At 61.5% G+C, this 26,746-nt stretch carries 24 protein-coding genes and 4 pseudogenes; 17 read left to right on the forward strand and 11 right to left on the reverse strand.

Going from position 1 to position 26,746, the window contains the following annotated elements:
• Positions 1-9 precede the first annotated feature (9 nt).
• The 3 genes from ASD95_RS04475 to ASD95_RS04485 all read right to left on the reverse strand — a co-directional run bounded on the left by ASD95_RS04475 (position 10) and on the right by ASD95_RS04485 (position 3,521).
• A complete protein-coding gene (locus ASD95_RS04475; protein ID WP_056728512.1) occupies positions 10-1,437 on the reverse strand; it encodes an aminotransferase-like domain-containing protein in 1,428 nt (475 codons plus the stop codon).
• A gap of 333 nt (positions 1,438-1,770) precedes the next feature.
• Complete coding sequence (locus tag ASD95_RS04480) at positions 1,771-2,475, reverse strand: hypothetical protein (RefSeq protein WP_056728513.1); 705 nt, start codon at positions 2,473-2,475, stop codon at positions 1,771-1,773.
• A 140-nt stretch (positions 2,476-2,615) separates the two neighbouring features.
• Entirely contained in the window at positions 2,616-3,521 is a 906-nt protein-coding gene (locus ASD95_RS04485; RefSeq protein ID WP_056728515.1) for a LysR substrate-binding domain-containing protein, read from the reverse strand.
• Positions 3,522-3,805: 284 nt separating this feature from the next.
• Between ASD95_RS04485 and ASD95_RS04490 the strand changes: the two genes are divergently transcribed.
• Together ASD95_RS04490 and ASD95_RS04495 are read left to right on the forward strand one after the other, a co-directional pair.
• A complete protein-coding gene (locus tag ASD95_RS04490) occupies positions 3,806-5,554 on the forward strand; it encodes an amidohydrolase (protein WP_056728518.1) in 1,749 nt (582 codons plus the stop codon).
• Positions 5,551-6,495 (forward strand): CobW family GTP-binding protein, encoded by a 945-nt coding sequence (locus ASD95_RS04495; protein ID WP_056728520.1) that lies wholly within the window; start codon positions 5,551-5,553, stop codon positions 6,493-6,495. Before ASD95_RS04490 ends, ASD95_RS04495 begins: the two co-directional genes overlap by 4 nt.
• A 43-nt stretch (positions 6,496-6,538) precedes the next feature.
• Here ASD95_RS04495 and ASD95_RS04500 read toward each other — a convergent pair whose 3' ends face one another.
• A complete protein-coding gene (locus ASD95_RS04500; protein WP_056728522.1) occupies positions 6,539-8,059 on the reverse strand; it encodes a sensor histidine kinase in 1,521 nt (506 codons plus the stop codon).
• The gene (locus ASD95_RS04505) at positions 8,056-8,775 is read right to left on the reverse strand and encodes a response regulator transcription factor (protein WP_056728524.1); all 720 of its coding nucleotides are present in this window, start codon (positions 8,773-8,775) and stop codon (positions 8,056-8,058) included. Before ASD95_RS04505 ends, ASD95_RS04500 begins: the two co-directional genes overlap by 4 nt.
• Positions 8,776-8,961: 186 nt before the next feature.
• On the opposite strand from ASD95_RS04505, the gene msrB reads away from it, so the two are divergent.
• Genes msrB through msrA form a run of 3 tightly spaced genes read left to right on the forward strand, consistent with a single transcriptional unit; the run spans position 8,962 to position 12,018 of the window.
• Complete coding sequence (gene msrB / locus ASD95_RS04510; RefSeq protein ID WP_056728525.1) at positions 8,962-9,480, forward strand: peptide-methionine (R)-S-oxide reductase MsrB; 519 nt, start codon at positions 8,962-8,964, stop codon at positions 9,478-9,480.
• A 33-nt stretch (positions 9,481-9,513) separates the two neighbouring features.
• On the forward strand, positions 9,514-11,280 hold the full coding sequence (locus ASD95_RS04515) for a cytochrome c biogenesis protein DipZ (RefSeq protein WP_056728527.1): 1,767 nt from the start codon (positions 9,514-9,516) through the stop codon (positions 11,278-11,280).
• Positions 11,281-11,310: 30 nt separating this feature from the next.
• On the forward strand, positions 11,311-12,018 hold the full coding sequence (gene msrA / locus ASD95_RS04520) for a peptide-methionine (S)-S-oxide reductase MsrA (protein WP_056728529.1): 708 nt from the start codon (positions 11,311-11,313) through the stop codon (positions 12,016-12,018).
• A 9-nt stretch (positions 12,019-12,027) separates the two neighbouring features.
• Here msrA and ASD95_RS04525 read toward each other — a convergent pair whose 3' ends face one another.
• Positions 12,028-12,945, reverse strand: a complete 918-nt coding sequence (locus ASD95_RS04525; protein ID WP_056728531.1) for a LysR family transcriptional regulator — start codon at positions 12,943-12,945, stop codon at positions 12,028-12,030.
• 102 nt (positions 12,946-13,047) lie between these two features.
• Between ASD95_RS04525 and ASD95_RS04530 the strand changes: the two genes are divergently transcribed.
• Positions 13,048-14,223, forward strand: coding sequence for an aspartate aminotransferase family protein (locus ASD95_RS04530; RefSeq protein ID WP_056728533.1), 1,176 nt, complete (start codon positions 13,048-13,050; stop codon positions 14,221-14,223).
• Between the two features lie 8 nt (positions 14,224-14,231).
• Here ASD95_RS04530 and ASD95_RS04535 read toward each other — a convergent pair whose 3' ends face one another.
• The 4 genes and pseudogenes from ASD95_RS04535 to ASD95_RS29540 all read right to left on the reverse strand — a co-directional run.
• A complete protein-coding gene (locus tag ASD95_RS04535) occupies positions 14,232-14,486 on the reverse strand; it encodes a Txe/YoeB family addiction module toxin (RefSeq protein ID WP_015093589.1) in 255 nt (84 codons plus the stop codon).
• Complete coding sequence (locus tag ASD95_RS04540; RefSeq protein ID WP_056728535.1) at positions 14,483-14,737, reverse strand: type II toxin-antitoxin system prevent-host-death family antitoxin; 255 nt, start codon at positions 14,735-14,737, stop codon at positions 14,483-14,485. Before ASD95_RS04540 ends, ASD95_RS04535 begins: the two co-directional genes overlap by 4 nt.
• Before the next feature lie 206 nt (positions 14,738-14,943).
• The gene (locus ASD95_RS04545; RefSeq protein WP_056728537.1) at positions 14,944-15,435 is read right to left on the reverse strand and encodes an adenylate kinase; all 492 of its coding nucleotides are present in this window, start codon (positions 15,433-15,435) and stop codon (positions 14,944-14,946) included.
• Between the two features lie 252 nt (positions 15,436-15,687).
• Positions 15,688-15,891, reverse strand: a pseudogene (locus ASD95_RS29540) (hypothetical protein); the annotation flags it as partial.
• A gap of 248 nt (positions 15,892-16,139) precedes the next feature.
• Between ASD95_RS29540 and srmL the strand changes: the two are divergent.
• The gene (gene srmL, locus ASD95_RS04550) at positions 16,140-17,288 is read left to right on the forward strand and encodes a PheS-related mystery ligase SrmL (RefSeq protein WP_056728539.1); all 1,149 of its coding nucleotides are present in this window, start codon (positions 16,140-16,142) and stop codon (positions 17,286-17,288) included.
• Positions 17,289-17,407: 119 nt separating this feature from the next.
• Here srmL and ASD95_RS04555 read toward each other — a convergent pair whose 3' ends face one another.
• Positions 17,408-19,327, reverse strand: coding sequence for an alkaline phosphatase D family protein (locus tag ASD95_RS04555; protein ID WP_056728541.1), 1,920 nt, complete (start codon positions 19,325-19,327; stop codon positions 17,408-17,410).
• A gap of 204 nt (positions 19,328-19,531) precedes the next feature.
• Between ASD95_RS04555 and ASD95_RS04560 the strand changes: the two genes are divergently transcribed.
• The 10 genes and pseudogenes from ASD95_RS04560 to ASD95_RS29050 form a co-directional block, all read left to right on the forward strand.
• Positions 19,532-20,512: a quinone oxidoreductase family protein gene (locus tag ASD95_RS04560; RefSeq protein ID WP_056728543.1), complete on the forward strand. Its 981-nt coding sequence runs from the start codon at positions 19,532-19,534 to the stop codon at positions 20,510-20,512.
• Positions 20,513-20,525: 13 nt separating this feature from the next.
• The gene (locus ASD95_RS04565; RefSeq protein ID WP_056728545.1) at positions 20,526-21,374 is read left to right on the forward strand and encodes a TauD/TfdA dioxygenase family protein; all 849 of its coding nucleotides are present in this window, start codon (positions 20,526-20,528) and stop codon (positions 21,372-21,374) included.
• 86 nt (positions 21,375-21,460) lie between these two features.
• On the forward strand, positions 21,461-22,513 hold the full coding sequence (locus ASD95_RS04570; protein WP_056728547.1) for a 3-keto-5-aminohexanoate cleavage protein: 1,053 nt from the start codon (positions 21,461-21,463) through the stop codon (positions 22,511-22,513).
• Positions 22,514-22,605: 92 nt separating this feature from the next.
• On the forward strand, positions 22,606-23,934 hold the full coding sequence (locus ASD95_RS04575) for an MFS transporter (RefSeq protein WP_056728549.1): 1,329 nt from the start codon (positions 22,606-22,608) through the stop codon (positions 23,932-23,934).
• Complete coding sequence (locus ASD95_RS04580; protein WP_056728551.1) at positions 23,931-24,593, forward strand: DsbA family oxidoreductase; 663 nt, start codon at positions 23,931-23,933, stop codon at positions 24,591-24,593. The genes ASD95_RS04575 and ASD95_RS04580 overlap by 4 nt, the downstream gene beginning before the upstream one ends.
• Positions 24,590-24,916, forward strand: a complete 327-nt coding sequence (locus ASD95_RS04585) for a Rieske (2Fe-2S) protein (protein ID WP_056728553.1) — start codon at positions 24,590-24,592, stop codon at positions 24,914-24,916. The genes ASD95_RS04580 and ASD95_RS04585 overlap by 4 nt, the downstream gene beginning before the upstream one ends.
• The coding region (locus tag ASD95_RS30205; RefSeq protein ID WP_056848042.1) for a YeiH family protein at positions 24,913-25,898 on the forward strand (986 nt) is incomplete at its 3' end. The genes ASD95_RS04585 and ASD95_RS30205, both read left to right, overlap by 4 nt.
• Before the next feature lies 1 nt (position 25,899).
• Positions 25,900-26,023, forward strand: a pseudogene (locus tag ASD95_RS30210) (putative sulfate exporter family transporter); the annotation flags it as partial.
• Between the two features lie 236 nt (positions 26,024-26,259).
• Positions 26,260-26,373, forward strand: a pseudogene (locus ASD95_RS29045) (putative sulfate exporter family transporter); the annotation flags it as partial.
• A gap of 202 nt (positions 26,374-26,575) precedes the next feature.
• A pseudogene (locus ASD95_RS29050) lies at positions 26,576-26,698 on the forward strand (putative sulfate exporter family transporter); the annotation flags it as partial.
• Positions 26,699-26,746 lie beyond the last annotated feature (48 nt).

Genomic DNA, 26,746 nt, shown 5'->3' on the forward strand with positions numbered 1-26,746 from the left:
GGATCGCGTTCAACCTTGATGTAGCAAGCGCCCCAAGGTCTGCACGGCCTCGTCAATCCGCGGCGAGAACGGCGCGCCACAGCCAATGCGCACAAAGTGATCGAAACGCCCGGCATTGGAAAAGATATCCCCAGGGGAAATCTGGATGCCGACCTTCAACGCATCATGAAAAAACGTCATCGATGAATACCGGCGAGGCAGTTCCACCCATAACAGCGTGCCGCCCTGGGGGTTGGTCACGTGGGTGCCGAGGGGGAAGTGGCGAATGATCGCCTCGCTCATCTGTTGACGTTGTTGGGTCAGGGCTTTCCTCAACCGCCGCAGGTAGCGCTCGTAGGACGGTGTGCGCATGAATTCGCTGGCCGCCAGTTGCGACAACGCCTCGCACCCTCGTGACTGCGCGTGCTTGAGCATCTCCACACGGTCGTGCCATTTGCCGGCACTGATCCAGCCCAGGCGCATGCCCGGTGCCAGGGTTTTGTTAAGCGAGGCGCAATGGATCACGTTATCGGTGCTATCCCAATGTTTGAGCGTGGACAGCGGCTGCTCGGTGTCCACCAGGTCGCCGTAAGTGTCGTCTTCGATCAGCACGGTGTCGTGCTCGGCGCACAGTTTCACCAGCCGCGCCTTGTTGGCGTCGGGCATGATGCTGCCCAACGGGTTTTGCAGGTTGGGAATGACGATCAGCGCCTTGACCCGCTCGGGGCCTTGCAGCAGCCGTTGCAGGGCCTGCAGATTGAGCCCGGTGTGGGCCGAGGCCGGGACTTCCAGCACGTGCAGGTTCAGGCTTTCGAGAATTTGCAGCAGACCGTAGAAGGTCGGTGACTCCACGGCCACGGTGTCGCCAGGGCGGGTGACCGCACGCAAGGCCAGGTTGATCGCTTCGGTGGCGCCGTTGGTGATCACGATCCGCTCGGGGGGCAGGTGAGTCTTGCTGGCCAGAGCACGCCGGGCCAGGATATTGCGCAGTGCGCTGTTGCCGCAGGCGCCGCCCGCGGTACCGAGCAGGCAGGCGTCGTGGCGCAGCGCCTTGATCATGTTGTCTTGCAAGGTCTTGAGTGGGTAAAGCTCAGGCGCGCAGTAGGCGCTGGCGAAGTTGACCTTGATCGTCGCGCGCTGACTGGCCTTGAGCACCGCGCAGACCTGTTCATGAATGCCGACATATGCGCGGATATCCAGCGCTGGCGCCAGGGCGATCGGGGCGGGCCTGGACAGGGTGTCGGGCTTGCGAATGTAGTTGCCGGAGCGCGGCCGGGCTTCCAGCACACCGCAGTCTTCCAGCTCCCGGCACACCTGCACGGCGGTCGACAGGCTGACGGCGTGTTTTTCCATCATCAAGCGGATCGAGGGCAGGCGTTCACCGGTTTTCAGGGTGCCGCTGCGGATAGCGTCCAGGTAGTGGTTGGCCAACTGGCGATACAAGGGGGGCGTGTTCATGATGACCTCGGCAGTTGCACCACTGAGGACTGGGCTGGAAAGTGAGTTGACGCTCCCCGCAGGCGGACCCGTGGTGCTCATGGGTGAAGGGAAGTGGTGTTCTGCGTCGATACTGGAAGAGTAATCGCGGTTTTGCCCGAATCACGGGCAATAAAAAGCCCCGCTCTGATGGCGGGGCTCTTGAGTGGGGCTGTGAAGTATCTGTGGCGAGGGAGCTTGCTCCCGCTTGAGTGCGGAGCACTCACAAAATGTCGGGAAGTGTTGTCAGATTTTTGGGGCCGCTACGCAGCCCAGCGCGAGCAAGCTCGCTCGCCACAAATGCGGGCGGTCGCCTTACTGTGCGGCGATGGAATAACCGTCGAACGCGGTCTGCTGCTGCAGGGCAGTAATGATGTTCTTGCGGTTGACCGCTTGCTCGGCGCCGCTGTTGTCCAGGAACGTTTCGCTTTCCAGTTCCGCTTCGTCGCCTTCGCCAACGAAGGTGAAACCGAGGAATTCCAGGGCTTCACGGTCGACGTTCAGGCGCGAGCGCGGGGTGCGCAACGGCAAGGTGACGCTCATGCCGTCCTTGCTGATGGTGAAGACTTCGACTTCTTTCTTGGCCTTGGCGGCTTTGCTCTTGCCGCCGCTCGGGTTGCTGATGGCCTGGTGGGTCTGGTTCAGCACCTTCAGGGCCAGGCCGTAGACGATTTCCTGGAACGCCGGGTCGTCCTTGAAGCTGGACAGGATGCGGCTGATCGGGAATTTGCTGCTCAAGTCTTCGAGGGCGGCGATGTCCGCGGCCTCGGCGTCCTTGAGTTGCTTGAGCTGGCCCATCAGTTCGTAGGCTTTGTCATCGTCGAAGCTGTCGTGGGCCTGACGGATGGCGGCACGCAGTTCGCGGATCTGGTCGCTTTCGCGGGTGGACTGGAAAGCGTCCAGCACCATCTCGCTGATGGTTTTTGCCTGAGGCACGTGTTGTGAAAGATTGATGGAGTTTTCGTATTCCGCTTTGGACGACAGGGTGGCTACGGTTTCAGCGGTATTGGAATCGGACATTGAAATTTCACTACTTCTATAACTTGAATTGGGGCGAGAAAGCCCGGGGGCTTTTTCAGGTCGCCTAATCTATTGGACCGGGGCGGCGTTGTCACGGATCAACGGGCGGCTGGTCATTTATTTGCCTTTCTGCGGAAGCGTTACAGGGTGTCCTGCCAGGTCTGGCGGGACGATTGCAGTTGCGTCTTGACCCAGTTGCTGAAGGCCTGGACTACCGCGCGGTCCGCCTTTTGCGGGTCGGTGGCCAGGTAGTAACCACGGTGCAGATCAATGCTGATGTCGAACGGTCGCACCAGCAAACCCTTGGAAAGGGCATCGCCACTGATCAGGGTGTCGCCAATCGCGATGCCCTGGCCGGCAATGCAGGCGGACTGTGCGCAGTGGGCATCGGAGAACAGGATGCCGCTCAACGCATTGACCCCCGAAGCGCCGGCGGCGGTCAGCCAGATGCGCCAGTCCGAGTAGTCGGTCATGTGCAGCAAGGGGTAAGTGCTGAGCTCCTGCGGGTTTTTCAGTCCGCCCAGGGCGTTGATCAGGCGTGGGCTGCACACCGGGAAGAAGCGCAAAGCCACAATCTCTTCAACATTCATTTGCGGCCAGTCGCCGATCCCGTAGGCGATGAACAGATCGACGTTGGGGTTGTTGGTGTCGTCCGGCGTGCGCGGGGAAATCAGCTGCAACTGCACTTGCGGGTACTGCCGCAAAAACGCACCGATGTGGTGGCACAGCCAATAGGTGGCGAACCCCGGCGCGCAACTGACGCACAGCCGGCCGGAGATTTCCTGGTCGTCGATCAACTGCCCGGCATCGAGCAGGTTCAGCAGAATTGCGTGCACCTCCCGCGCATAACGCTCGCCCTGGTACGTCAGGCCAATGCCACGGCCGATCCGTTCGGTCAGGGCGAAGCCGACACACTCCTCCAGCTTGCTGATCTGGTGGCTGATGGCGCTGCGAGTCAGGTTCAGCTCACGGGCCGCGACCGACACGCTGCCTGTGCGGGCAACCGCATCCAGCGCACGAAGGGCTGTCATCGAAGGAAATCGCATAAATCATCCCGTTCAAAGGTGGAAGAAAGGCCTGCAGATACCGATCACTGGTGGCTTCCCTTATGGTGAGGTAAATCGAACAGTCAGGCCAAAAAAAATCGATTGTTGTATCGGTTGATTCAACAATACTAGCGCTAATTGTCATCGGCCGGTCAGGCCCACCCTCAAACAGGGTGCTGCCCGCGACCTTTCCTGCTGACGAAAACAACAACAGTTTTTTCAGGTTCCCGACTCGCCTGGCGCCCGGTGGACCTTTCAATCTCCTGAACTCGAAGGTGGCTGACATGGCTGAGTCCGACAACTTTTCCTCTACCCATTCCACGCAGGGGACTTACGCCGACCTGATCCTCGCCAACGGGCGTATCTACACTCAGGACCCGGCCAACCCGTGGGCCGAGGCCGTGGCCATCCGCGACGGCAAGTTGATCGGTGTCGCCAGCCTCGGCCAGATCGAGATGTTCAAGGGCCCGAACACCCGCGTGCATGACCTGCAAGGCGCGTTCTGCATGCCCGGCCTGCACGACATGCACACCCACCCCGACCTCGCGTTGGCGCCGCGCTACAGCGACGACCTCGACGTCGGCATCGAAGACCCGACCCCGGAGCAACTGCGCGAAAGCATCCTTGCCTACGCCGACAGCCATCCCGGCGACGGCTGGATCTACGGTCAGTACTGGGTGCGCTACACCTTCCGCGAAGCGGGTTTGACCCCGGGCCGCGCCTGGCTCGACAGTGTCATGCCGGACCGTCCGGTGGCGCTGCTCGATCGCATGTGGGGCACCATGATGGTCAACTCCATGGCCCTGGAACTGGCCGGCATCGATGGCAACACCAGCGATCCGCGCAACGGTTACTTCGAGCGTGACGAACTGACCGGCGAACCGACTGGCCTGATGATCGACGGAGCCTACGCGATGATCCACGCCGCGATGCCGCCGACCCCGGTCAGCGTGCTGCGCCGCGCCTATCGCGATGGCGTGCATTTCCAGAGCTCACGCGGCGTCACGGCGAGCAAATACGTGCACGTTTGCGAACAGCGTTTGCAGGCCCTCAAGGAACTGGACGACAGCGGCGAACTGACGGTGCGCATCGAAGCGGCGATCAGTTGGCAGGACGACATTTTCCCGGTGCGTCGTCGCTGGGAACTGCTGGCGGGCGAGCGTCACTACTACCGCAGCGCACGCCTGAGTGCCAACGCGGTGAAGTTCCACTTCGACGGCACGGTCGAGCCGAAGTCTTCGTACCTGCTGACCCCATGGCCGCAGGAATCGAGCTGGCGCGGCAAGCTCAACCTGACCCCGGAGCACATCACCGACATGGTGGTGGACATGGATCGCAAGGGCATCCGCGTGATTGCCCATTGCACCGGTGACGGTGCGTCGGACGTGTTCCTCGATGCCGTGGCCGAGGCCCGTCGTCGCAACGGTTTCAGCGGCGTGCGCCACCAGTGCGCCCACAGCACCTTGTTGCACCCCGGTAACCTGCCGCGCTTCAAGGAACTGAACGTCATCGCCGAATTCTCCCCGGCCGCCTGGTACCCGACACCATTCGCCAGCGGTGCACGTTCCGGCTACGGCCAGGAGCGACTCAAGCGCATCTACGATTTCAAAGGCGTGCTCGCCGCAGGCGGCACCGCGGTGATGGGCACTGACTGGCCGGTGGCGTCCATCGACCCGTGGCTGGCGCTGGAAACCATGATCACCCGGCAGAACCCGTGGAACGACGACCCGGCCTGCTTCGGCGACCCGATCAGTCTCGAACAGGCACTGACCGTGATCACCAGCAACGGCGCCGTGGCCATGGGCCTGGAACACAGCACCGGTAGCCTGCAAGTGGGCAAGGCGGCGGACCTGATCGTCATCGACCGCGACCTGTTCGCCGAGCCGGCGCGCAACTACATCCACAAGACCCGGGTGCTGCTGACCTTCGTTGAAGGGCAACTGGTCTACGACCGTCATTCGACGCTGCAAGCCTTGGGCCTCAAGGCGGTGTGGCAGGGCGAACCACCGGTGCTGGAGGGCAAGGCAGAATGACTTCCCCACGCATTGCCGTGACCGTCGTCTCGGGGTTTCTCGGCGCCGGTAAAACCACGCTACTCAACCGCATGGTGCGCCGTGCCGAAGGCAGTCGGCTGGCGGTGATCGTCAACGACTTCGGTGAGCTGAACATCGATGCGGCCATCGTCTCCGAAGTCTCCGACGCGGTGTACAGCCTGCAAAACGGCTGCATCTGCTGCACCGTGCAGGAGGACCTGCTGGCGCAACTGGGCAGCCTTGCTCAATTGGAACCACGGCTGGAGCGCATCGTCATCGAGTGCAGCGGCGTGTCCGATCCGCAGCGCATCGTGCAGACCCTGGCTTATCCACAGCTGCGCAGCCAGATGCAACTGGACATGGTGATTACTGTGGTCGATGCCACCCGTCATCTGCAACTCGATGGCGAGTACGCGCGGCTGGCCCGGGCGCAAGTGGCGGCCGCCGACCTGCTGTTGCTCAACAAGATCGACCTGATCGACGAGCCGCAGTTGCGGGCGCTGCGCGAGGTGTTGGGCCTCAGGACTCGAGTGCACGAAAGCGTGCAGGCGCAGTTGCCCGATGCGCTGTGGCTCGACACCGATCTGGAGCTTGAGCCGCGCACAGTGAAACCGCTGGCACGGGTGTCCGATGGCGATCACGGCGATATGTTCAGCAGTTGGCTTTGGCAAAGCGACCAGGCGCTTGATGCCGAGGGGTTGCGGGGCTGGTTGCAGGCGCTGCCCGGCGATGTGTTTCGGGTCAAGGGGCTGGTGAAGCTTGCGCAGGGCAACAAGGCCCACTGGCTGCAACACGTCGGCACCCGCAGTCAGTTTCTGCCGGCCACGGATGAAGCCCAGGCAAAGACCACACGCCTGGTGTGTATTGCCCGCCGTGGTTTCGACGGCTGGGAAGCCTTGGGGCAGGGGCTTGAGGCCTGCACCGTGAAGGTGAGCGCATGACTGCGGCCGGGCTGGCCTCTTCGCGAGCAGGCGCCTCGGTCAGTCAGGCCTGCCTCGGTGTATTGAGGTTCATCGAGCGCACCGCCAATGCAGTCGCCGTTTCCTCATCGATCGGCAACGAAAACCGGAACGTCGCCCCGCGCCCCGGCACGTCGATCAACTGAATCTCGCGTCCGTGCAATTGCAGGATGCGATGCACGATCCGCAGCCCCAACCCGCCATCGCGCCGTGCACCGCCGATATTGAACGGGCGCAGGAATAACCCTTCGCGCAGTTCCGGGGCGATGCCGGGGCCGGTATCGCTGACCGTGACTTCGATGAATGAGCCTTGCGGGCGCAGGTCCAACTCGACCTCACCACCGGCCGGGGTATGGCGCAGGGCGTTGTCGAACAGGTTGGTCAGCACCCGCTCGATCAAGCCGAGGTCCGCGCAGGCCGCCGAGGCATTCGGTGCGAAGGTGGCCTTGAGTTCGACTTTGCGCGCTTCGGCGCTGAGTTCGAATTTCTGGAAGATGTCCTGGGCCAGGTCAGTCAGGGAAAAGCGTTCCAGCACCGGTTGCACGAAACCGTGTTCCAGCCGCACCAGTTCCAGCAGCGACTGCGCCAGACCGCCGACCTTGCGGCTCTGGTCCAGGGCGATGCCCAGATAGCGACGGCGGTCGGCAGGGGACAGCGTGGCGTCCTTGAGCGACAGGGTTTCCAGATAACCGTGCAACGAGGCCAGCGGCGTGCGCAAGTCGTGGGAGATGTTAGCCACCAGTTCGCGGCGTTCCTGATCCTGGCGGGTCAACGAACGCCATTGTTCGCCCAGGCGTGCCTGCATCTGCCGGAACGCGGCATCGAGAACGGCGATTTCATCGTGGCTGGCGGCTTTTTCCACCGTGACGGGCAGGGCCGGGGTGACCGGCACGCCATCGATGTCGAACTGGCTGACGGTTTCGGTCAGGCGGCGCAACGGCCGGGTAATCAGGGCAAACGCCGTGAGACCGGCAATCAGGCACAGCAGCGCCACCAGGCCGATAGACAACAGCGCTGTGTTGAGCGCCGCGCTGGTTGCACCGCGTTCGGACAGTCGATCATGGTCTTCACCGAGCAGCACCACGTAGAGATAACCGGCCGGTTTGCCATCGACCTTCAGCGGCGCAGCGCTGAACACCTTGCGCGCATCGACGCTGCGCGGGTCGTCGCCGAGAATCGGCAGGGCATCGCCGCGCAACAGGCGCTGGATCGGTGCCAGGTCGATCCGCTCACGACGGATCCGGCCCTCGGGCGCGGCGCTGCCGACAATCTTGCCCGTGGAATCGAGCAGATACACCTCGACGCTCGGGTTGACCTGCATCAGTTTGCTGAACAGGTCACGCACGGCATTGGGCATCAGGCCCTGGGTGTCCATCAGCACCGTGTCACTGGCGATGTGCTGCGCCAGGTCCCGGGACAAGCCTTGCACCACTTCCTGCTCATGCATCTGGTTGGAGCGCACCTGCAACCACGCCGACGTGCCGCAGCACACCAGCAGCAGTACGGCGAACACCAGGGACAGGCGTTGCGTCAGGGTCAGCCTCATGGCTGCGGCTCCTCGCCTGTGGCGAATTTGTAGCCGCGGCCCCAGACCGTGAGGATGCGCACCGGTTGCGCCGGGTCGGCCTCGATCTTGGCGCGCAGGCGGTTGATGTGGGTGTTGACCGTGTGCTCGTAGCCTTCGTGGCTGTAGCCCCACACGGCATTGAGCAGGTCCATGCGCGAAAACACCTTGCCGGGCTGGCGGGCGAAGAAATATAGCAAGTCGAACTCCCGGGGCGTGAGGTCCAGGCGCCGTCCGTCGAGGGACACATCGCGGGTGATCGGGTCGATGGCCAGGCCGTCGGTGAGCAGGCTGCCGGCGTCCATCTTCAGGTTGCGCGCCATGGCATCGACCCGGCGCAGCAGCGCTTTGACCCGGGCCACCAGTTCGAGCATGGAAAAGGGCTTGGCCAGATAGTCGTCGGCACCCAGTTCCAGGCCGAGAATCCGGTGCACTTCGCTGGAACGCGCGCTGGTGATGATGATCGGCGTGTAGCGGGCCATGGCCCGGGCGCGGCGGCAGATTTCCAGGCCGTCGACACCGGGCAGCATCAGGTCGAGGACCAGTGCGTCCCAGTTGCCCTGTTGCAGCAGGCGCATGCCTTCATCGCCATCGGCACTGTGCACCACCTCGAACTGTTCATCGCGAAGATGCAGGCAGATCAGGTCGGCGATGTGCATATCGTCCTCGACCACCAGGACGCGTTTGGTCTGTTCCATACAGCTCAATCCTTCAGTGCGATGCACGCATGATGCGCAATACCCCTACTGTTCGGGCAGAAGCATTGTGCGGGTTTTTCGGGGTCTGAGTTATCACGAATTGTTTAACTTCCCGTGAGGATTTGGCGATCACCCAAAGCCTAGGCTGTGTTCCATGAAACACCCCCGGATTTTTTGGAGACGAGCATGTTTTCACGACGGCAATTTCTTTTAGTGAGCGGCGGACTAGGGGTGGCAACCCTGGCAATCGGCCTGTTGCCGAAGCTTTCCACAGGCACTGCACTGATCAGTGAGGCCAGCGCGGCCGAGGCGTTCGAAGTGACCCACAGCGACAGCGAATGGCACGCGATCCTCAGTGACGAGCAGTACGACATTCTGCGCGAAGAGGGCACCGAACGCGCCTACAGCAGCCCGCTGAACAACGAGCACGGCGATGGCACCTTCGTCTGTGCCGGTTGCGAGTTGCCGCTGTTTTCCTCGGCGACCAAATTCGACAGCCGCACCGGTTGGCCGAGTTTCTGGGCACCCCTGGACAAGGCCGTGGCGACCCGCCAGGACCGAGCGTTCGGCATGGTCCGCGAAGAGGTTCATTGCCGGCGCTGCGGCGGGCATCTGGGGCATGTCTTCGACGACGGCCCGAAACCCACCGGCCTGCGTTACTGCATGAACGGCCTGGCGATGAAATTCGTGCCCAAGACGGTGTGATTCCCTACCACTCACTTTTTGCAGGTAATCGCCATGTGGCTGCTGGTCCTCGCTTATCTCGGTGGTGTGCTGACGATTGTCAGCCCGTGCATTCTTCCGGTGTTGCCGTTTGTCTTCGCCCGCACCGGGCAACCCTTCGTCAAAAGCGGGTTGCCGCTGCTGGTTGGGATGGCGCTGACCTTCGCATTGGTCGCCACGTTGGCGGCGGTGGGCGGTGGCTGGGTGGTGCAGCTCAACCAGTACGGGCGCTGGCTGGCGCTGGTGTTCGTGGCGCTGTTCGGACTGACGTTGTTGCTGCCGCAATTGGCCGAGCGCCTGACCCGACCATTGGTGGCGGCGGGCAGTCGTTTGTCGGTGGCGGCGGGCGCCGATGCGCGGCCACGTCCTGGTGCTTCGTTGTTGATCGGCGTGGCCACCGGCCTGCTGTGGGCGCCCTGCGCCGGGCCGATTCTCGGTTTGCTGTTGACCGGTGCGGCGTTGCAAGGCGCGAGCATCCAAACCACCTTTTTGCTGCTGGCGTATGCCGCCGGCGCTGCCACATCCCTCGCGCTGGCCTTGTTGCTGGGCGGCAAAGTCTTCACCGCGATGAAGCGCTCGATTGGCGCGGGCGAATGGCTGCGTCGCGGTCTTGGCGCGACGATGTTGGCTGGTGTGGCGGCGATTGCCCTGGGTCTGGATACGGGGATTCTGGCGCGGATTTCCACGGCGTCGACCGGTGGTGTCGAGCAAGCGTTGGTGGAGAAACTGAGCGGCAAGTCGCCGCGTAACAGCGCGGCGCCGAATGCGATCGCCGAGGGTGCGGTGCAAGTGGCTGGCAAAACCCCGGGCACCTTGCCGGTCGAGGGCAACCTGCCGCCACTGGACGGCGCCGTGCAATGGCTCAACTCGCCACCCCTCGATGCCCAGGCCTTGAAAGGCAAGGTCGTGCTGGTGGATTTCTGGACCTACTCCTGCATCAACTGCCTGCGCTCGCTGCCCTATGTGAAGGCCTGGGCCGAGAAGTATCGTGATCAGGGCCTGGTGGTGATCGGCGTGCATGCGCCCGAGTTTGCCTTCGAACGCGACGTCAGCAACGTCACCAAGGCCATGAAAGACCTGGGCATCACCTACCCGGTGGCCATCGACAACGAGTTCAAGATCTGGCGCGCCTTCAACAACGAGTACTGGCCGGCGCATTACTTTGCCGACGCCCAGGGACGCATTCGTTATCACCACTTCGGCGAAGGCGCGTACGCCGAATCGGAGCGGGTCATTCAGCAATTGCTGCGCGAGGCGGGGGCGGCCAAGGTTGCGGACGGGCTGATCAGTGCCCAGGCCGAGGGTGTGCAAATGGCCCCGGACAGCGACGCCGTGCAGTCGCCGGAAACCTATGTCGGCTACCAGCGCGCGGAACATTTCGTATCGCAACCCGCGCTGGTGCCGGACAAGGTCGCGGCCTACAACCCGCCGGCGCAATTGGCCCTCAACGACTGGAGCCTGGGCGGCCAGTGGCATGTCGGCCCGGAGCGGGCCACCGCCAGCGCCCCGGCCAGTCGCATCGTCTATCGCTTCCATGCCCGTGACTTGCATTTGGTGCTCGGCCCTGGCGCCGATGGCAAGCCGGTGCGCTTCAAGGTGCTGATCGACGGCAAGGCCCCCGGTGATGACCACGGCATGGACGTGGCCCCCGATGGCAGCGGCACCGTGACGGACCAGCGCTTGTATCAACTTGTGCGCCAGAGCGGCGGCGTGACCGACCGGACCTTCAGTATCGAGTTTCTTGACCCGGGTGCGTCGGCTTACGCCTTCACCTTCGGCTGATTACTTTCCTGCGCTTGAGGAGTTCGCCCCATGAAAACACTCATTACCTGGCGCCGTGCCCTGCTGGGGCTGGCAGCTGCCGGCATCATCAGCCAATGCTCGGCTTTCTCCTTCGGTGGTGCCGAAGAGGGGGTAGTCCTTCCACCGCCGGCCCTCGACGAAACCACCCAGGCCCGCAGCGAAACCGCGGTGTTTGCCGGCGGCTGCTTCTGGGGCGTCCAAGGGGTGTTCCAGCATGTCAAAGGCGTGAAGAACGCCGTCTCCGGCTACGCGGGCGGGGCGGCCAATACCGCGCAGTACGAGCGCGTCAGCAACGGCAATACCGGCCATGCGGAGTCGGTCGAAGTGACCTTTGATCCTGCTCAGGTCAGCTACGGCACCTTGCTGCAGATCTACTTTTCAGTGGCGCACAACCCGACCGAACTCAACCGCCAGGGACCGGACAGCGGCACCCAGTATCGCTCGGCGATCTTTACCAAAAGTGCCGAGCAGCAGCGGGTCGCACAGGCCTACATCGCCCAGCTCGACGCCGCCCATGCCTTCGACAAGCCGATCGTGACCAAGCTGGAAACCTTCAACGGTTTTTACCCGGCGGAGGAGGAACATCAGGACTTCCTGACCGAACATCCGACCTATCCATACATCGTGATCAACGACTTGCCGAAGGTCGCGCAGTTGAAGCAGCTGTACCCCAGTCGTTATCAGGAACAGCCGGTGCTGGTGAAGGCAGGGATGTAAATGCATGGCCTAGTCGGCGGACGGGTGCTTGCCCCATCGCTGTACGGCGAATTCGACGAAGCGCCGCAGCTTCGGCAAACGGTGGCGATCCTGGGCGTAGACCAGGTGCATCGGCCGGCTGGGCGGGCAGTAATCGGGCATCAGGGCCAGCAGCTTTCCGTCCTTGAGGTCCTGCTCGACCAGGGCGTCGGGCATCATCACGATGCCCATGCCGGTGCGCGCTGCCTGATGCAACCCCGCCGAACTGTTGATCAGCATTGGTCCGCCGACCCCGACGCTGACTTCGCCATCGGGACCGGCCAGGCGCCACTCCTTTTGCACCGATTGCCAGTCATCCCCGGCCGGATAGGCAAAGGACAGGCAGTCGTGGTGTCGCAGGTCTTCAGGTGTCTGCGGTGTGCCGCGCCGGGCCAGGTACTGCGGTGACGCGCACATGGTCAGGGTGTAGTCGATCAGCGGGCGGGCGATCAGGTTGGAGGGTTCCAGCGCGCCGAGGCGAAACGCCACATCCAGACCATTTTCCAGCAGATCCGGGCGCCGGTTGGTCAGGACCACGTCGAGTTTCACCCGCGGGTTTTGCCGGCTGAACTCACTCAGTGCCGGCGCCAGGCGTTCGGTACCGAAGGTCAGGGGCGCGGTGATGCGCAAGATGCCGCTCGGTTCGTCCAGCGCCTGCTCGGCCAGGCGCTCGGAGTCGGCCACCAACCCCAACACTTCCAGGCAGCGCTGGTAATACGCGGTGCCGAACTCGGTCAGCCGCTGGCGCCGAGTGGTGCGGTTGAGCAGGCGTACACCCAGCCGTTGCTCCAGGGCCTTGAGGTGATTGCCGACCATGGTCGTGGACATTTCACACTGCAAGGCGGCGGCGGTCATGCTGCCGGTCTCCACCACTTTCACGTAGACAGTCATTGCCTGGAACAGGTCCATTATCAAGCTCTGCTTTTAAATGATTGAAGTTTTTCGGTGTTTATCCAGTTCTGGTGGCTAACCATACTGCAAAAACACCGACCCTTGCTGGAGCTTGATGTCATGACCGCCGCCTGCCTGATGAGCACTTACCAACCCTTGGCCTTGAGTTTCAACAAGGGCCTGGGCACTCGCCTGTGGGATCAGGGCGGTCGCGAATACCTGGATGCGGTCGCTGGTGTGGCGGTGACCAATGTCGGCCACTCCCACCCGAAAATCGTTGCCGCCATTACCGAACAGGCCGGGTTGTTGCTGCACACCTCGAACCTCTACAGCATCGACTGGCAACAGCGGCTGGCGCAGAAACTGACGCGGCTGGCGGGCATGGACCGGGCGTTCTTCAACAACTCCGGGGCCGAAGCCAACGAAACCGCACTGAAAATCGCCCGGCTGCATGGTTGGCACAAGGGTATCGAGCAGCCGCTGGTGGTGGTCATGGAGAACGCGTTCCATGGCCGCACCCTTGGCACCTTGTCGGCCAGCGACGGCCCGGCGGTACGCCTGGGGTTCAACAAGCTGCCGGGGGACTTCGTCAAAGTACCGTTCGGCGACCTCGACGCGCTGGACAAGGTGCAACAGGCTTTTGGCTCGCGGATCGTGGCGGTCCTGATGGAGCCGATCCAGGGCGAAAGCGGCGTGCAACTAGCGCCACCGGGCTATCTCAAAGCCGTGCGCGAACTGTGCAACCGGCGCTCATGGCTGATGATGCTCGATGAAATCCAGACCGGCATCGGCCGCACCGGCCAGTGGTTCGCGTTCCAGCACGAAGGCATCGTCCCGGACGTCATGACCCTGGCCAAAGGCCTGGGCAATGGCGTGCCCATCGGCGCGTGCCTGGCCCGTGGCAAGGCGGCCGAACTCTTCACGCCGGGCAGCCACGGCAGCACCTTTGGCGGTAATCCGTTGGCCTGCCGGGTCGGATGCACCGTGCTGGATATCGTTGAAGAACAAGGCCTGCTGGAAAACGCCCGGCTTCAGGGGGAACGCCTGCTCGAAAGATTGCGCACAGAACTGACGGGCAACCCGAACGTCTCGCAGATCCGCGGCCAGGGCCTGATGATCGGCATCGAACTCAAGCAACCGATCCGCGACCTGAGCCTGATCGCCGCCCGGGATCACGGCTTGCTGATCAACGTCACGCGGGGCAAGACCATCCGCCTGCTACCGCCGCTGACCATTGATGAGCGGGAGGTGGAGATGATTGTCAGAGGGGTGAGTGGGGTGGTGAAAGCGGGCTGAAGTTCGGCTCAGTAATGGTATCTGCACATCACGACGCGTATTTCGCCGTCTTCAACGGCGTAGACCAGACGATGTTCAGCCGTAATCCGGCGTGACCAGAATCCGCTCAAGTTATGCTTGAGCGGTTCGGGTTTTCCCAGACCGTCGAAAGGCTCGCGCTGGATAGCTTTGATCAACAGGTTGATACGTTTGAGTCCTGCCTTATCGTTCTGCTGGAACCAGAGATAATCGTCCCAGGCTTCAGGGGTGAACTCGATATTCATTCTTCAATCAGTTGCCTGGTTTTGGTTTTGCCCGCTCGCAGGTTACCGATTGATTTGATCAGGCGTTCAGCGTTGGCTGGGGAGCGCAGCAGATAAGCTGTCTCTTCGAGAGCGTTGTATTCGGCCAATGACATCATCACTACCGGCTCGCCTTTCTGACGGGTTACCAGTAGCGGGGCGCGATCTTCATTCACCCGGTCCATGGTTTGCGCCAAGTGTGCCCGAGCGTTGGTGTAGTTGATGGTTTCCATGTGATTGTCCTCGCTTGATGCAGAGAACGTACAGAAATGAGTACATGTTAGCAAGGCGATACCTACGAGTGGTTGTTGCGTGGAAAGTGCATCCACGCTTGTGTCGAGTATCGCCGAATGTTCCTCAGGACGTTTCCGTGACTGATGTAATCCCATCCTGAGCTACACGCCATCCATCAGGATTGTCTGACCACAGCTGCAAAAATTTACGAGTGATGAACCAGCGCCGCGATTTCCTCCCGATCCCGCAGACGGATTTTCCCACCGCAAAACTCCTCGAACAGTCGCTGATGCGCCGCATACCCACTTGACCCCTGCCGCTGGTGATAACTGCCCGCCCACTCCAGCAAGGCGATCAGCAACAGGTCTTGTTCATCGCGCCCGGCCTCGCGTTGTCGAATGTTGGCGACGCAATCCTCGTTCCCGACGCTCAGCCATATCAGCGCAGTTGCCCGTGGCAGGAGTTCGCAGGCGATCCAGCCATACACGCCTTCGATCACCCAGCGCTCTTGTTCGGCTGCGATCCGCGCCATGGTCAATGCTTCGGTTCGGGGGCGGGGGATGCTGTGTTCGTCGGACAGCCAGTGAATCCGGTCGAGATCGGTCCAGGGCACACGCAGTTGCTCGGCCAGCCGTTGCGCCAGCCAGCTCTTGCCCGAGCCGGAGTTGCCGATGATCAGCGTTCGGGTGAGGTTCATGAGAGACACCGATCAATAGTGGGGGCGAACCTGCTCGCGAAAGCAGTGCTTCAGTCAGCATTGATGCTGGATGTGCTGCTCTCATCGCGGGCAAGCCTACAGGTGCACCAGAATCCGCCGGCCTGTGCGCCTTGAGGTCCATCGGTAACTTGCCGCGCGTCACTGCTCATCATTACTGTAAGCCATTTTATAGTGTCAGTTTTTAGACATTGCCGTGATGTGGGAGGTTGTAGTGAGGGCGATCAGGTTGGCTCAGTTGTGAGTTGGGCTTACCTTTACTGCTGGGCTCAGGAAGTCTATGTGATAGCCAGAGGAACCGTCCCCAATTGCTATATGAACGCCATTAATCCCTTCGTTTGATTGAGAGTTGATTTTGTAGTTAATACTATTTGCGATTGTGTCGTTTACTCCAATAGCAAACTCAGTCAGCTTGAGGCCTCTAGGCCTCGCTGCAATTCAATAACCGTATTGCACTCAGCTCCTGCAACCGCCGTTGGTTTTAGTTTTTTTAGAATTAATCATGCTCGTTAGGTGTCTTGTACGAAGCTCTTGGTTATTTGTGTAAGTAGTGGCTGTAGTCCTCTTCTGAAAATTTAGTGTTCCACCGAATTTGGTTGTGATGGACGATCTGAAATCGTTAGGTTGGTCTATGGGGCTCTTCTTACAGGGGGGTATGCATTCAATCGTTAATAAGGGGATGTGTAGTGCAGGAATCAAAGAAGTATCTGACAGAGACATCCGTACACCAAGCCTTGTTACTGGCTGATCTAACAGAACCCGCTGCACCCGATCACGCCATTCGACTATTACTCAAGGAGGTCCTTCAAGGGTTAACGGATAAAGGCTGGCCACAAGCGCAAGTGCAGACGGGGCCGAGAATTGTTTCCGCTGAAGAAAACTACGGATTGCTTGGTTATGACCCATCTGAGATTACGCTTGGAAGTGCACACACTCGATGGGTTGACGAGTGGTCTCTGTTACGGACGCAAACCACTAGCCAAATTCCCTCTGCGCTTCAGCGAGCGGCCAAGCTACGACAACCAGGGCAGTCAATATTATTGGCCGCGCCTGGCATCACTTTTCGTCGCGACAGCCGGGATCGTTGGCATTGTGCGGAGCCGCATCAGATGGATATCTGGGTGCTCGGCGATCCTGAATTGTCGACGCATGAGCATTTGCTCTGCTTGGTCGGCGATATCCTCAAATCTGCCGTGCCTGATATGCCTTGGATCTTCAGTGATAGTCCGCATCACTACACTGAGGGCGGGATCGAAGTAAATCTGTTGAATGACGGCGTCCCTGTAGAGGTTCTGGAGTGCGGTCGAATTGCCAAATCATTATTGGAGCGACTGAAGATCGATCCTCTGCGTCATGGAGGACTGGCGCTGGGAATGGGGTTGGATCGCTTGACCATGCTGCGCAAAGGCATCCCGGATATTCGTTTGCTGCGTGATCAGAACGAACGCGTACAGGCCCAGATGCATGATCTGAATCCGTGGAGTGCCGTCTCTCGGTTGCCTTCGATTACTCGTGATATTTCGTTGGCGGTGACGCCGGGGCTCAGCGAGGAAGTGTTGACTGAAAGGATGTTGCAGGCCGCTGGCGATTGTTCAGATTGGATCGAGGAAATGCAGATCAAAGGGCGCTGGGCGTTCACAGAACTGCCTCTGCAGGCCATCGATCGCCTCGGATTGCTGCCGGGGCAGGAGAATGTGCTACTACGTGTTGTACTGCGTGATTGTTCGCGATCAATCACCACTGCTGAGGCGAATGCCTTGTATTCGAAAATCCAGGTGGCACTCCATGAAGGTGCGCCGGGGGCAGGTTACAGAATGGATTCCCCCAATATTTAACTGGCCACTTCGCGAGCAGGCTCACAGGATCTGGAAATAGTACACGCCAGAAATCCAGTGTGTGCGAGCCTGCTCGCCGCACTGTCGCTCCCACAGTTTTTTGTGGTGTCTTCTCTACCTCAATCATCACCGTCCGGCGCAATCATCCGGGTCTTCGGCGAGCCGTTCGAGTTGTGCTGATAGATGGTCTGCGGCTGCCCCAGGTCATTGAAATACACCTGGCCGATCCCCGCCGAGTTCCATAGCCGCTCACCGGCTTCGGCGTGCTCGGGCACGTGGGGCACGATGCGCATGCGTCGACGCTTGGTCAGCCAGTTCAGCGGTGAGCGTGGCGAGTACAGCCAGCGGTTGAGGCGGTCGAACCACTCAAGCAGGGTGGCCGGGAATTCATTCTTGATGCCGCTGCTGGTGACCTGCCAGATGCGCGGCCCGGCCTTGCGGTGGCGGATCAGCACTTCGTAGACGAAGGAATAGTGCACATCGCCCGACAGCACCACGTAGTTACCCGGGGTGCGCGAGTGGCGGAAAATATTCAGGATCACCTGTGCCGCGCCGCGATGGGCCATCCAGTTTTCCGCGTCCACCAGCAGTGGATAACCGCACCAGCTGAATACCCGCTGCACGGTTTCAATCAGCTTGACGCCGAAGATCGGCGCCGGCGAAACGATGATCGCACTCGGGTGGTCCAGCAGTTCCTGTTGCAGTTCACTGAGGGCTTCCCAGTCGAGCAAACCGGAAGGCTGCTTGAGGTTCATTTCGCTGCGCCAGCGTCGGGTGCGGGTGTCGATCACCACCATGGCCGGGGTGGTCGGCAGCACGTAATGCCAGTGCTGAAACTTAAGCAGATCATCGATCAAATCATCCTGAACCCTGCTGTCGAGGTGACGGTCGTGTGTGCTGGTGCTCAACGCTCCGGCCTTTTCCAGCACCGCAGTGAACGCATCCGGATTGTTGCCCCAGCCCTGGCACAACATATATGCCAGCAGCGCGTTGCCGATGATGCGCCGGGAGAACGGATGGCCGTAGGCGGTTTCCTCCCATTGCGCGCTAAGGTTCCAGTCATCGGTGATGTCGTGGTCGTCGAAAATCATCAGCGTCGGCAGATGCGCCAGTGCCCGCGCGACGCTGCCAAGGCCCGCCTTGAAGGCATCGATGTGCGTCTGTTCAAGGCTGTAGCGCTTGAGCCGCTCCGGCGTCAGCGTCGGTGCCTGGGGCGCGATCAGGGTCCAGGGCACTGGCGACCAGACCAGTACATACATGGCCATGACTTCGGCGAAGGTCACCAGATGATTGTCGGCGCTGCTGCTGGTGAAAATCGGCTTGCGCGCGCCACCGAAAAATCGCTCGCGCAGGGTTTCATTGCTTTGCAGTGCCGGCAGCAGATCAGCACGGTGGTAGTAACTGGCCGGATGCTCGTAGAGCCTGGCGCTGTCGCTGACCACGGCGCCTTCGAGATGTTCGCCGAACAGGCCCAAACGTTCGATCAAAGCGTGAATCGCCCGCAACATCGGCCCCGCGACATCGTCGGCGTAGACCTGATCGCCCGTCATCATCAGCAGTGCCGGGCGCTCCCCGGCGGCGTGTTCCTGCGCCAGTAACTGGTCGACGCACAGCAAGCCGTCTGTCGCCGGGTGATGAGGCTTGCGGCAAGAGCCGTGCAGCAACTGGTCGACCCGAGCGCGCAGGACGAAGTTCGGGCAACGGGCATCGCCATACAGCAGGTGCGGCGCCCAGTCGGCGATGCCTTGTTCTGTGCCATCGATCAACAGGTCATAGTCGACCGACTCGTCCCGGGGCAGGGCGCCGTCGAGTTGTACATCGATCAAGTGCACAAAGGCATGGGCACCCACTGCAATCACCGTGCATTGACCGGCATTCAGGCGGATATCGCCGACGCCCTGCAAGCGCAAGGTCAGCGCCAGCGCCCGGGAACCCACCAGCCACAGCACCAGCCGCGTGGGCTCCAGGCGCCGCAACAGCGGGCCGGCCAGGACTGGGGGCAAGGCATGATCATCAGGCAGTGGCTGCGTTTCGGACATCCGGGTTCAAGACTCTTGGGGCGTGGAAGCGGGCGATGATAGCGCAGGTGGTGGCGGGACTGGCCAGACGATCCCGTTTCTGTCTGTCACCAAATGAAAAGCCATTGTCGTCTGATGAGAAGCGTCCCGACAGGCCTCGACCTACAGTCCAATCAGCGCAATTCGATGCAACACGCCCATATTGCAGATTGGAGAATAAGAAAAATGGCCAAAGCCGTACGCTTCTACGAAACCGGTGGTCCCGAAGTTCTACGTTATGAGGACGTCGAAGTCGGCGAACCCGGTCCGGGTCAGGTTCGCCTTCGCCATGTGGCGGTTGGCCTGAACTATGCCGACACCTACTTCCGCAACGGCACCTACCCGATTCCGATGCCCAACGGCATGGGCGTCGAGGCCTCTGGCGTAGTCCAGGCCGTTGGTGAAGGGGTTACCAACGTCGAAGTCGGTGATCGCGTCACCTACACCGGTTTCCTCAACACCCTCGGCGCCTACAGCACCGAGCGCCTGATCGCGGCCGCGCCGCTGATCAAGCTGCCGGAAACCATCAGCTTCGAGACCGCTGCCGCGATGACCATGCGTGGCCTGACGTCCTCGTACCTGATGCGCCGCATCTATGACTTCAAGCCGGGTGACAGCATCCTGTTGCACGCCGCCGCTGGCGGTGTCGGCCTGATCGTTTCGCAGTGGGCCAAGTTGCTGGGCCTGAACGTGATCGGCACGGTGTCGACCGAGCAAAAGGCGGAAATCGCCCGGGCTCACGGTTGCGACCATACGATCAACTACAGCCATGAAGACGTCGCCGCTCGCGTTCGCGAACTGACCGATGGCGTGGGCGTCAACGTGGTGTTCGACAGCGTTGGCAAGAACACCTTCATGGGTTCGCTGGATTCGTTGAAACCCCGTGGCCTGATGGTTTGCGTGGGTACTGCTTCCGGACCGATCCCGGCGTTCGACCCGGTGATGCTGGCGATGAAAGGTTCGCTGTACCTGACCCGTCCGGCCCTGGCCAACTACATCAGCGACCCGGCCGAAAAAGCCGCGCTGGCCGGTGAGTTGTTTGACCACGTCGGCAGCGGCCGGATCAAGATCGAGATCAACCAGCACTACGCCTTGCAGGACGCCGTGCAGGCCCATCGCGACCTTGAATCGCGCAAGACTACCGGCTCATCGATTTTCGTCGTTTAGGGAGCGGCCAGCCATGAAAGTCGAACAATTGACCTGCTCCATCGGCGCCGAACTGATCGGCGTCAATCTGGCCGACGCGGTACACGACGACGGTCTGTTTGCCGAGATCCGCGCCCAGTTGCTCAAGCACCGCGTGGTGTTCCTGCGCGATCAGGACATCACCCGCGCCGAGCACGTAGCTTTTGCCCGGCGCTTCGGCGAGCTTGAAGATCACCCCGTCGCGGGCAGCGATCCGGAGCATCCGGGTCTGGTGCAAATCTACAAGCGTCCGGACCAGCCGGCAGACCGCTACGAAAACTCCTGGCACAGCGACGCCACCTGGCGTGATGCCCCGCCGATGGGCTGCGTATTGCGTTGCCTGGAGTGCCCGCCGGTGGGCGGTGACACCATGTGGGCCAACATGGTCGAGGCCTACGCACGTTTGCCCGAAGACGTGAAGGTCAAGATCGCCGACCTGCGTGCGCGCCACAGCATCGAAGCGAGCTTCGGCGCCGCCATGCCGATTGAAAAACGCCTGGCACTCAGGGAGCGGTTCCCGGATGCCGAGCACCCGGTGGTGCGCACTCACCCGGAAACCGGCGAGAAAGTGCTGTTCGTCAACGCCTTCGCCACGCACTTCAGTAACTACCATACCCCGGCGCGGGTAAGGTTCGGCCAGGACGCCAACCCCGGCGCGAGCGAGCTGCTGCGTTACCTGATCAGCCAGGCGTACATCCCCGAGTATCAAGTGCGCTGGCGCTGGAAGCCCAACAGCATCGCCATCTGGGACAACCGCAGTACCCAGCATTACGCCGTCATGGATTACCCGCCTTGCCATCGCAAGATGGATCGCGCCGGGATCATCGGCGACAAGACTTACTGATCCACGCCTCTGCATTCGCTCTCGTAAACACGCCTGCCCGGCGCGACTCCGGGTGGGCGGGACAATCATAAGAACTGGAGTAACCCATGCAATTTTTCGACGATTCCCTGCACCCCGAAAACATGGAAAAGGTAGTCATCACCGTGGCCCCGTACGGCCCGGAATGGATGCCGGAAGATTTCCCGGAAGACATCCCGCTGACCATGGACGAGCAAGTCCAGAAAGCGGTCGAGTGCTATGAAGCCGGCGCCACCGTGCTGCACCTGCATGTGCGTGAACTGGACGGCAAGGGCTCCAAGCGCCTGTCGAAATTCAACGAGCTGATCGCCGGTGTGCGTGAAGCCGTGCCAGACATGATCATCCAGGTCGGCGGCTCGATTTCCTTCGCTCCGGAAAGCGATGGCGAAGCGGCCAAGTGGCTGTCTGACGACACCCGTCACATGCTGGCCGAACTGACCCCTAAGCCGGATCAGGTCACCGTGGCGATCAACACCACCCAGATGAACATCATGGAGCTGTTGTACCCGGAGTACCTGAAAGGCACTTCCCTGGACAACCCGATGATCCACGCCGCCTACAGCGAAATGACCGTACCGGCGGGACCTGCCTGGGTTGCCGAACACCTCAAGCGCCTGATGGACAACGGCATCCAGCCACACTTCCAGTTGACCGGCATGCACGCCATGGAAACCCTCGAGCGCCTGGTGCGCCGTGGCGTTTACAAAGGCCCGCTGAACCTGACCTGGATCGGCATCGGCGGCGGTTTCGATGGCCCGAACCCGTTCAACTTCTTCAACTTCATCCACCGCGCGCCGGACGGTTGCACCCTGACCTCCGAGTCGCTGCTGAAAAACGTCATGCCGTTCAACACCATGTCGATGGCCATGGGCATGCACCCGCGTGTGGGCAACGAAGACACTATCATTGACCACAAGGGTGACCGTTTCGGCTCCGTTGCCCAGATCCGGCAAACCGTGCGCATTGCCCATGAACTGGGCCGTGAAATCGCCACCGGCAAAGAAGCCCGCGAGATCTACCGCATCGGCGTGCAGTACGAAACCATCGAAGAAACCCTGTTGGCCAACGGCATGGCCCCCAACCGCAAGGCTGGGCAGAAAGGTACTCCGCAACGCGGTTGACCGTGGGTCGGGACGAGAGGCCGTGACCTCTCGTCCGCCTGACCGTTACACGCTTGATAACAAAAATAAAACAAAGCTATTGAGGAGGCTGCATGGCCTTTCACCCAATCGCCGCTGACGATGACGACTCCAGCGGAGTCGGCGTTGCGCGCCAATATGCCTGGATCGTCTTTGCCTTGACGTTCGGTCTGTTGATTTCCGATTACATGTCGCGTCAGGTGCTGAACGCGGTATTCCCGCTGCTCAAGAGTGAGTGGGCATTGAGCGACGGACAGCTGGGTCTGCTCAGCGGCATCGTTGCCCTGATGGTCGGCCTGCTGACATTTCCCCTGTCGTTGATGGCCGACCGTTTCGGCCGGGTCAAGAGCCTGGCGCTGATGGCGTTCCTGTGGAGCGTGGCGACCCTGGGTTGCGCGCTGGCCCAGGACTACCAGCAGATGTTCATCGCGCGGTTCATGGTCGGCGTCGGCGAAGCGGCCTACGGCAGCGTGGGCATCGCGGTAGTGATTTCGGTGTTCCCCAAACACATGCGGGCCACCCTGGCCAGTGCCTTCATGGCCGGTGGGATGTTCGGTTCGGTGTTGGGCATGGCTTTGGGTGGTGCGATCGCCGCCAAGCTGGGCTGGCGCTGGTCGTTCGCCGGCATGTCGCTGTTTGGCCTGTTTCTGGCGGTGCTCTATCCGCTCATCGTCAAGGAAGCGCGCATTGCGCCCAAGCGTGCAGCTCAGTTGGCGAACAAGGTGGCAGCGGTCAAGCGTCCGTTGTCTACGTTGTGGTCCAGCCGTTCGGTGGTGGCGACCTACATCGGCAGCGGCTTGCAGTTGTTCGTCGGCGGTACGGTGATGGTGTGGATTCCCAGCTACCTCAACCGCTACTACGACATGCCCACCGACAAGGCCGGTGGCATGGCGGCGATCATCGTGTTGTGCAGCGGCGCGGGGATGATCCTGTGCGGCATGCTCAGCGACCGCCTGTGTCGCAACTCGCCGGAGCGCAAGGTCAGCCTGGCCATCGGCTTTTGCCTGGGCAGTTGCCTGCTGCTGTCGGCGGCCTTTGCCTTGCACGCAGGGCCGGTGCAACTGGCGCTGATCTGTCTGGGCATGGCGATTGCCACCGGCACCACCGGCCCCGCCGGCGCGATGGTTGCCAACCTGACCCATTACTCGGTCCACGGTACGGCGTTCGCCACGCTGACCCTGGCCAATAACCTGCTGGGTCTGGCACCCGGGCCGTTCCTGACTGGCCGTGTGTCCGACCTCATCGGCCTGCATGCCGCTTTCCAATTAGTGCCACTGGTCAGCCTCGCGGCGGCAGCGGTGTTCTTCTATGCCAAGTGTCATTACCAAAAAGATATCGCCCGGCTTGAGGGTCAGAGCTTGCCTGAGCCCGTCAGTGCCGCCGGGATAGAGGTGAAGTTGTGAGTCGTCGTTTACGTATTGATGTGTTTTTCGATTTTATCTGCCCCTGGTGCCTGATCGGCAAACGCCAACTGGAGCACGCGCAGGTGCAGTTTCGCAGTCGCCACCCGGATGTGCAGATCACTACGGTGTGGCACGGTGTGCAGTTGCTGCCGCAGATACCGGTGGAAGGTGAACCCTTCGCCGATTTCTATCGCAAGCGCCTGGGCAATGCCGACGCAATGACCATGCGCCAAAACCAGGTACAGCAGGCTGCCAGTGCAGTCGGACTGGCCATCGATCTCAGCCGTATCGAGACGATGCCCAACACCGCCGACGCCCATCGCTTGTTCGAGCGTGCCAGCGCACTGGGTAATGCCAGCCAGCGTGAAATGTTGCTCGAACGACTGTTCGCCGCTTATTTCCTGAGGCGCGAAAACCTCGGTTGCCGTGAGACCTTGCTTGCCATCGCCCGCTCCTGCGGCGTGTCCCAGGACGGCTTGCTCGATTGCCTGAAGGGCGATGCCACGCCGTTTGAAGGCTCCCCTGGCGCGACCAGTGGTGTGCCGAGCTTCAAATTCGACAACCGCCTGACGGTGATCGGCGCACAGCCTGCCCAGGCGCTGCTCGGGGCCATGACCGAAGCCCTCAAGGAACATGATCGCGAGCGGCAGCCAGCATGACCCGGCGCATTCCCGTGCCAGCCGGCAAGTACCCGCAGGCCGGTGGCCGGGCGCTGTTCGAATTCGAAGACAAAAGCCTGGCGCTGTTCAACGTCGACGGGCAGTTGTTTGCCATTGACGACAGCTGCCCGCACCAGGGTTCTTCGCTATGCGCAGGGCGTCTTGAGGGCCGGGTGATTCAATGCCTCGCCCATGGTTTGCGCTTCGATTTGCACAGTGGTTACCTGCTCAATTCCAGGCAGGTCAAAGTCACCAACTACCCGGTCGAGATCATCGACGGCCAGGCGTTTATCGTCATCGCAACCGAGGAGTCCGCGCCATGAGCGCCATTGCTCTCACCCGTATCCACACTCGCACGCGCGAACTGGCACCGGGACTTATCGTCAGTCTGATTGTCGCGGCCGCCGCGTCGTTTCTGTCCGAGCACTACGGTGCGCCGGTCATGCTGTTTGCCTTGTTGCTGGGCATGGCCCTGAATTTTCTCGCCGATGACGGCCCCTGCAAGGCCGGTATCGAGTTCACCGCCCGCACCGTGTTGCGCATTGGCGTGGCACTGCTGGGCATGCGCATCACCCTGGAGCAAATGGCGGCGTTGGGCTGGAAGCCGATAGCGCTGGTGGTGATCCTGGTGGTGGTGACCATCAGCGTGTCTGTGATCGCCGCCAAGGCCCTGGGCTTCCAGCGCCTGTTCGGCATGCTCACCGGCGGCGCGACGGCCATCTGCGGTGCCTCGGCGGCCCTGGCACTGGCAGCGGCGCTGCCGAACCATCCGCAGAAAGAGCGCGCCACACTGTTCACGGTCATCGGCGTTTCGGCGCTGTCGACGCTGGCAATGATCGTCTACCCGATGATCGCCAACTGGCTGGAGTTGTCACCGCAGGTGGCGGGGGTGTTCCTCGGCGCCACGATCCACGACGTGGCCCAGGTGGTCGGTGCCGGCTACAGCATGTCGACCGAGACCGGCGACACGGCCACGGTGGTCAAGCTGATGCGCGTTGCCATGCTGCTGCCGGTGATCGTCACCGCGGCGATGATCACCCGCATGCAAGGCGCCGATCCGACGGGCAAGCGCCCGCCGCTGTTGCCGTGGTTCGCCGTCGGCTTTCTGATTCTGGCCTGCATCAACAGCACCGGCTGGATAGCGCCTGCGGTGCAGGGATCGGTCAACGAACTGTCGCGCTGGTGCCTGGTGATTTCCATCAGTGCCCTGGGCATGAAGACCCGGCTCAAGGAGCTGGCGGCGGTCGGGATCAAACCGATTCTGCTGATGGTCGGGGAGACGGTGTTCCTGGTCGTGCTGGTGCTNCCTGGGCATGAAGACCCGGCTCAAGGAGCTGGCGGCGGTCGGGATCAAACCGATTCTGCTGATGGTCGGGGAGACGGTGTTCCTGGTCGTGCTGGTGCTCTTGTTGCTGCGTTGGGGCCTCTAATTGGCAGGCTGACACAAAACCTGTGGGAGCGAGCTTGCTCGCGATAGCGGTTTCACATTCAACACTCATGGCGGCTGACACACCGCCATCGCGAGCAAGCCCGCTCCCACAGGGNAAACCTGTGGGAGCGAGCTTGCTCGCGATAGCGGTTTCACATTCAACACTCATGGCGGCTGACACACCGCCATCGCGAGCAAGCCCGCTCCCACAGGGGTGGTGTTCCAACTTCGCGCATTCTGGGCATGAAGACCCGGCTCAGGGAGCTGGCGGCGGTCGGGATCAAACCGATTCTGCTGATGGTCGGGGAGACGGTGTTCCTGGTGCTGTTGTTGCTTCGCTGGGGGCTCTGAACGTCGGTTGATACAAAACCTGTGGGAGCGAGCTTGCTCGCGATAGCGGTTTCACATTCAACACTCATGGCGGCTGACACNAAACCTGTGGGAGCGAGCTTGCTCGCGATAGCGGTTTCACATTCAACACTCATGGCGGCTGACACACCGCCATCGCGAGCAAGCCCGCTCCCACAGGGATGGTGTTCCAACTTCGCGCATTCTGGGCATGAAGACCCGGCTCAAGGAGCTGGCGGCGGTCGGGATCAAACCGATTCTGCTGATGGTCGGGGAGACGGTGTTCCTGGTCGTGCTGGTGCTGTTGTTGCTTCGCTGGGGGCTCTGAACGTCGGTTGATACAAAACCTGTGGGAGCGAGCTTGCTCGCGATAGCG

Source organism: Pseudomonas sp. Root71 (assembly GCF_001429045.1).
Classification (GTDB): Bacteria; Pseudomonadota; Gammaproteobacteria; order Pseudomonadales; family Pseudomonadaceae; genus Aquipseudomonas; species Aquipseudomonas monachiensis.